5 protein-coding genes and 1 pseudogene are annotated in these 6,550 nt (G+C 70.5%); 2 read left to right on the forward strand and 4 right to left on the reverse strand.

The genetic code is table 11. The features are described from left to right. Positions 1–306 precede the first annotated feature (306 nt). Positions 307–732 (forward strand): hypothetical protein, encoded by a 426-nt coding sequence (locus tag M2163_RS04760; RefSeq protein ID WP_280893125.1) that lies wholly within the window; start codon positions 307–309, stop codon positions 730–732. A gap of 22 nt (positions 733–754) precedes the next feature. Here M2163_RS04760 and M2163_RS04765 read toward each other — a convergent pair whose 3' ends face one another. Continuing rightward, positions 755–1,528: a GntR family transcriptional regulator gene (locus M2163_RS04765; protein ID WP_280892827.1), complete on the reverse strand. Its 774-nt coding sequence runs from the start codon at positions 1,526–1,528 to the stop codon at positions 755–757. Between the two features lie 932 nt (positions 1,529–2,460). On the opposite strand from M2163_RS04765, the gene M2163_RS04770 reads away from it, so the two are divergent. Beyond that, the gene (locus M2163_RS04770) at positions 2,461–3,342 is read left to right on the forward strand and encodes an XRE family transcriptional regulator (RefSeq protein ID WP_280892826.1); all 882 of its coding nucleotides are present in this window, start codon (positions 2,461–2,463) and stop codon (positions 3,340–3,342) included. 75 nt (positions 3,343–3,417) lie between these two features. Here M2163_RS04770 and M2163_RS04775 read toward each other — a convergent pair whose 3' ends face one another. The 3 genes and pseudogenes from M2163_RS04775 to M2163_RS46575 all read right to left on the reverse strand — a co-directional run. Continuing rightward, complete coding sequence (locus M2163_RS04775; RefSeq protein WP_280893126.1) at positions 3,418–4,386, reverse strand: ATP-binding protein; 969 nt, start codon at positions 4,384–4,386, stop codon at positions 3,418–3,420. A 53-nt stretch (positions 4,387–4,439) separates the two neighbouring features. Then, a complete protein-coding gene (locus M2163_RS46570) occupies positions 4,440–6,167 on the reverse strand; it encodes a Mu transposase C-terminal domain-containing protein (RefSeq protein ID WP_348542151.1) in 1,728 nt (575 codons plus the stop codon). Then, positions 6,151–6,550, reverse strand: a pseudogene (locus M2163_RS46575) (transposase); the annotation flags it as partial. The pseudogene M2163_RS46575 and the gene M2163_RS46570, both read right to left, overlap by 17 nt.

Raw genomic sequence — 6,550 nt, forward strand, 5'->3', positions numbered from 1 at the left:
CGGTATGCGGGGCGTTGCTAATCCACTCACCGGCCTTGACGATGGACCCACTTCAAATCGTGTGAGTCACACGATTAGAAGCGGGGCTGAGGCCACCGCCGCAGGCTCCGTGTCTCTTGCGCGTGCGATCGCAGGGAACTGAGCAACCGTCACCGCGCCGTGAGTGAGGGAGAGGGGGATCCGCGATTTTTTGCGAACTACCAGTTCGCCCATGGCTCCCTGCCCGGTTCTACCTTCACGTGAGCCGCGGGTGGCGGAGGTAACCGGATGGGGTGCGACGGGACGGCTCGGGCGAGCGGCTGTGGCATGGCTACGGCCGGCGAGATCGGCGTCGTCACCATCTGCCGGTTCCTCGCATTGCAGGCGCTGGAGCGGCTGACTGAGCCCGGTGCGGACAGCGTGAATCCGATGCCGGGCGCGGCCACCTTGTCGTTCCTCGTCCCGGCGCATGCCGCCGGCTGCAGGCCGCCTCTGCCCGGCGCTCGCGGATCCGCGGCGGTGGTGTTGCCCCCGGGCGGTAAAGAGGCGCCGCCCGGACCGCACTGGCTCATGGAGCGCTCGCGAGGGCTGACGTTTGTGGCCGCGTTGTGCGAGTCCCTGGAGACCGTGGCGCAACTGTGCCCGGAGCGGGTGGCGGTGCCTGCCGATCTGGTGGGCGAGCTGCGGGTTCTGCGTCATGCGCGTAATGCGCCGTCCGTGCGGGAGGGGGTCCTCCGTGGCAGGGGCTGGTGAGATCGTGGCGCTCCGTACGGTGTTACCGGGCGTCCACCCCGAATTCGTACGCAATCTCCCAGCGGGCGTCAGGGACGGTGATGTCGGCGGTCTCCACCGCGCGGCCGTCGCCGTCGTAGTAGGTCCGCTCGATGACGAGGACCAGGTCCCCGCGGCCGATTCCGAGCAGGTTGGCCTGCTCCTGGGTGGCGCGGGCGGGGTGGGGGACTTCCAGCGCGGTGACGATGTCGACGCCGATGGAGCGCATCCGCTCGACGACGCCTTTCCCGGCGAGCGGGCCCATTTCGGGCAGCAGGATGGGTGTGTTGCCTGTGATTGCCATCGGTTCCCAGGACACGGAGAGTTGGGCGGGTCGTCCGTCGGCGAGGAACTCGTACTTTGTGCGGACGCACGGGTCGCCGGGCTCGATGCCCAGCCGCTGGGCGATGGGGTGCGGAGCGGGTGTGCGGGCCTCGGAGTGTGCCTCCCAGGTGCCCGTGCGGCCGAGTTCGGCCATGTCCGCGCGGAAGGGGCTGCCGCCGCGGTGTTCCCGGTGGCGGGAGCGGATCATGCGGCGGCGCCCGCGGAGCTCGGTGACGAAGGTTCCGGATCCTGCGCGGCCCTGAAGGCGTCCCTCGGCGATGAGCCTTTCCTGAGCCTTCTGCACGACGTTGGCGCCGACCTCGTACTCCTCGGCGAGCCGCGCACGGGAGGGCAGTCTTTCCCCAACCGCCCACTCGCCGTTGTCGAGTCGAAGACGCAGATCGTTGGCGACGACCTCGTGCTTCGGCGGCGGCGGTGGCTCCTCGTGGCCCATACGCGGACTCCGTACTGGTCAGCGGCTCCCTGAGTTTGGTGGGGGGTTGTTGGTGTGGGGGGTGGTGTGTGGGGTGGGGTGTTGTGGGTTGGTTGAGAGGGGTTGGGGGTGGTTGGGGGTAGTGGGGTGGGGGTGGGTGGGCTGGGGTTGTGTGGTGTTTGTTGAGTGAGGGGGTGGGGTGTTGGTGGTTGGGTGGGGGTGTTAAGGCTTGGTTGGTGTTTGTGCTGGTGAGAGGTGTTGGGGTGGGGTTGGGGCGGGGTGGTTCGTCTTCGCGTGGTGAGCGGGCTGGTCCTGGCTGGCGGGGAGGGCTGGCGTGGGGACGGGGACTGGGTTGCGGGGGGTGGTGTCTGGGGTCGTGGGTGACGGCCGCTGCCCTTTTTCGGTGTGCTCGGGATCGAGGTGGGGTTCAACTCTACGAGCTAGCCCGCTAGTTGAGGGGTTTTCGTGGGCCCTGTCTCCGTGAGGGTGTTACCGGTCGTGTGCGCTGGGTGATTGGATGGGGGTGTGGAAGAGGCCACCTTCTACCCGTGGGTGGCGGGGCGTTGTGCGGTCGGCAAGGCGATGGGGAACGCGTCTGTGGTGTCCGTGCCGCCGTCGTGCAGGTGGCATGGGTGTTGCGGGGTCGGTGAAGCAGGGGTGCGTGAGCGTGGCGTTCGTCCCGGCGAGGGATCACAGGTCTCTATCGCTGGTGCGCTCGGCTGGCTGGTGGACAGGGGTCGCGTCGATGTCTGGCTGAACGGGCTGCCGTGGGCGGCTGATGGGGTGGCTTGTCTCGGGTCTCACCGTTTGGTGCCGTTTGGAGAGAGGCTGAGTGAGCAGTGATGGAACGCCGTACCTTCCTGACGATCTCCGGCACTGCTCTGTCTGGTTGGGCTGTGGGCGGGGACGGCGGCCATGCAGGCGTGTTCGCCCGGGCCCACGGCGGTACACCCGTGGGTGAAGACCTCGTCGCCTCCTTGGAGGACTCCACCCGGCGCCTGGCGGGCCTGTCTACCGAGCAGCGCCAGCACACCCCCGCGCTCCTGGAGGCGCACCTGGCCGCGGTGACCGGGCTCCTCGCGACCGGCCGCTTTGCACCGGCCCTCGGGCTGCGCCTGCACACCCTGGCGGCTTCCCTCGCCCAGACCGTCGCCTGGCACGCCTTCGATGTGCGCCGCCACAGTCACGCGAGCCGGAGCTGGATTGCGGGTCTGCGCCATGCGCACGCGGCCGGGGACCGCGATTTGGGTGCTGGGCTGTTGGGTGACCTCGCCTATCAGGCTGCTTGGCGCCGTGATCACACCGCGGCGGCCGGCATCCTCCACTCCGCCCTGGCCCGCGCGCAGAGTCCTGCCGCCCGTTGCCTCATCCACTTGCGTCTGGCCCGCGCGCTCGCCGCGCGCGGGGACCGTAGTGACCGCGGTGCCGTGCTGCGATCCCTCGCGGCGGCCGAGCACCACCTCTCGGATGCCGGCGTCGACCGGCCGGCCTGGTGCGCGTGGGTGTCCGAGGCCGACCTCGCCGTCGACTCCGGACAGGCCCTCCTGGACCTGGGGGACACCCGCCGCGCCCACCAGTTGATCAGCGAGGGTGAACGTCTGCTGCCGCCCGCCCGCGACAAGACGAAGGGTGTTTTCCTCGCCTACCGCGCCGCGAGCTACCTCGATCTGAAAGAGCCCGAGCCCGCCGCGGCCGCCGCGGCCCAGTCCCTGCTCCTGGCCCGCCGTATCGGAGCACCGCGCTGCGCCCGCCTCGTCGACGACCTGCTCCCCCGCTTCAAGCCCTACGCCCGCGCGGACGGCGTACCGGAGCTCCTCCACCTCGCCGCCGCCTAGCTGCGCACGCGCAGCGATGGGCGCCGTGGTGCCGCGAGGTGGGGCTGGCTGTGGTGCCTGCCTGCGGGGGTGGGGTTAGGGGTTGGGGCGGGGGTGGTGGTGGGTTTCGGCGAGGTGGTCGAGGCGGATGGCGTCGAGGGCGGTTTTGGTGATGCGTTCGGTGCGGTCGGTGATGGCGGTGATGGCTGCTTGGCGGATGAGGCGGGTGAGGGATCCGATGCGGCCGGCGGTGCGGTGGTGGAGGTAGGGGGCGAGGCGGGGCAGGGTGCCGGGTTTGTGCTGCTGCAGGTCGAGGTGGTTTTCGATGTCGGTGATGACGTCGCGGAAGGGTTCGCGGGTGCCGTGGCGGGCGGGCAGGGGGCCGCAGGGGATGAGGCAGGCGCGGCCGGCGAGCTGGGCGCCGCGGACGCCGGAGAACAGGGGGGTGTCGGTGACGTTGATGCCGGCGTAGATGAAGGTGGCGGGCAGTTTTTCGGTGAGGTCTTTGAGGAGGTCGGCTGCCTGGGCGCCGTTGGTGGTGCGGGGGTTGAGGCGGTGGATTTCGTCGATGAGAACGAGTTGGACACCCGCAGCGGTGTAGGTGTGGCAGACGGCGTCGGTGATCTGGTTTTGGGTCATGCGGGCGGTCGTGGGGATGGCGAGGTAGCGGGCGAACTCGGTGATGAGGGTTTTCGCGGTGGCGCCGGGCGGGACCAGGACGTAGGCGACCGGGACTGGGGGGCGGCTTCGTCCGGGCGGGGGAGGGTTTTTGCGGGTGTGGGCGAGGTGGCAGGTGCGGCCCACGGACAGCAGAGCGGTCGTTTTCCCGGCGGCGGCGGGCCCGGTGACGATCAGTGAGGGACGTGCGGTGGCCTCCTGGTGGCGGCCCAGGACCATCAGGGTGCGGGTCTGTGCGGCCAGGTCGCTGATGGCGGGGGTGCGGATAGTCACGAAGCTGGAGTGGTAGGCCAGGCGTTCTGCACGGGGGCGCGGTGGTCCGCCCGGTGGGGGCGGGGCGGGCGGGTCGGTGGTCGCGAAGCGGTGCCAGCCCTGCCAGGTGGTCAGCGGCCAGGACGGTTCGGGTGGCTCGTCGCCTTCGGCGAGGGCGGGACGGGTGTTCACCAGGTGTCGGCTTCCTCGTGCGCGTTGTAAAGCCCGAACCCGGTGGTCGGGGCGGGCCGTTCGGGCGGGGTCGTACTGCCGGGCCGGTCATGGACGCCGTCGAGGCCGTGGTCCTCGTCGAGCTCATCGCCGTGGTCCTCGTCGAGGTCCTCGAGGAGGCCGTCCTCGTCGTCCTGGTCGAGGAGGTCGTCCTCGTCGGCTTCGTCGTCCTGGTCGTCCTGGTCGTCCTGGTCGTCCTGGTCGTCCTGGTCGAGGTCGTCGTCCTCGTCGGCTTCGTCGAAGTGGTCGAGGTCGTCGTGGTCGAGGTCGTCGAGGCTGTCGTCCTCTTCCCACGGTGCGAGATCCCCGGCCCCGGCCCCGGCCCCGGCCCCGGCCCCGGCCCCGGCCCCGGCCCCGGCCCGGGCCCCGGTGCCGGCCCCGGTCTCGGCACTGTCGCTGGTGCCGTGGCTGTGGCTGTGGTTGTGGTGTTCGGGGTGGCGGGGCAGGGGGAGCGGGGTGGTGCGGGCCATCACGGCTTGTTCGGTTCTGGTGGCGTGGCCGGTGTGGATGCGGCGCATGAGCTGGTCGACGGCGTCAGCAAGGGCGGCTTCCTCCTGCTCGCTGCCCCTGTCGTAGTGGTGGTGGGTGGTGGTGCGGATGTGCCGCCAGACGTCGCCCGTGAACGGTTCGTGGATGTGGTCGCGGTGGATCCACGGAACTTCGGTGAGCTTCCCGTTGGGCAGCCGTACCCAGACCTGGCGCACGTCGTGGGGGTTGTAGCGGATCTCCCACTTCCCGCCGCGGGCTGGGTGGGGGGAGCGCTGGCCGCGCCAGGGGGCCAGGAGGTCGGCGTCGTAGGTGCGGTGCTGGATGCGGATTCCGGCAGGGGTGATGGACCGCCAGTGCACCGGCAGCAGCTCGAGGTAGTCGTTGCGGGTGAGGGGGACGCGGACGTAGCCGGTGACCGCGAGCAGCGCGGCCCACATCTGGTTCGGGCTCAACGCCTTCTTGGGCATGAGCGGGTGGCGCAGGCTTCCGTGGGGCCGGTGGTGGTAGTGCACCAGCCACTCGTCGAGGAGGTCTTGCAGTTGGGGGACGCTGTAGCAGGCTTCGTGTTCGGCGTCGGGGCCACGTTGGGTGGTGTCGGATCCGGTGTAGCCGGGCAGGTGCTGGCCGAACAGGGCGTTGATGGTGTCAAAAGCGCGTTCGACGATGCCTTTGGCGGTGGGCGCGCGGGGCGGGGCGGGCTGGACGCTGATGCCGAGGTGTTCGCAGGCGGCGGTGAACGCGGCGGAGACGAAGACGTGGTCACGGTCGATGACGATCATCTCCGGCAGGACGACCGGCCGGGCCGCCGCCTGCTCAAGACGTTCATCGAGTGCGGCCAGCTCCTGGTGGGGCAGGGCCCCCTGCTGGTGGTCCATGCGCCAGATGTTTGGCCAGGTGGGGCGGGCGGGGTGCGGGACGGCCATCTCCGCCAGCAGCAGTGCCGCGTCCACGGCCTTGGTCGCGCTCGGACACAGCACGGCGGCCAGGATGGCGCGGGTGGCGACATCGACGGCGATCGTCAGAGCGGGACGTCTGGGGATGCCGTCGTCGAAGAGAGCGAAGACGTCCAGGCGGGTGGTGTCGATCTGGACCTGCTCGCCCGGCCGCAAAGCCGTGGCCGGAGTGAAAGCCCGCCCCTCGCAACTGGCCGGCACCTGCCGCACCCGCCCCGCCGGCAGTTCACCGGGGGCGGGCAAGAGCCGCCACCAGCCGGTACAAGGTGGCCTGCGACGGGACGGGCACCACCCCGGGGCCGTACCGGTCTTCGAGGATCTGCTGGATGAGGGGGAACACGCCGCTGACGGTGCCCTTGGAACGGCCACGCCGACGACGCAGCGCCTCACGGACAGCGGCCACCACCCGCTCATCGGCCCGCCCGGTAGGCCGGGTGGCGCGGGTGGCGCGGTGATCGACCAAACCCCACAAACCCTGCTTGCGGTAGGCGAGCCGCATCCGCTGCACCGTCGTACGCGAGACCCGGCCGAACCCCAGCGCGGTCAGCTCTGCGGCTTTGGCCCGCTCCCGTTCGGCCAGCGTGTGCCGCGCAGGGTCGTACTGCTCACGTACCGCATCGTCGCTG

This window comes from Streptomyces sp. SAI-135, assembly GCF_029893805.1.
GTDB lineage: Bacteria > Actinomycetota > Actinomycetes > Streptomycetales > Streptomycetaceae > Streptomyces.

What these genes read in the sequence shown, in the direction of transcription:
- M2163_RS04760 (WP_280893125.1), top strand. Translation starts at nt 307, where the DNA reads ATGGCTACGGCCGGCGAGATCGGCGTCGTCACCATCTGCCGGTTCCTC.
- M2163_RS04765 (WP_280892827.1), bottom strand. Translation starts at nt 1,528, where the DNA reads ATGGGCCACGAGGAGCCACCGCCGCCGCCGAAGCACGAGGTCGTCGCC.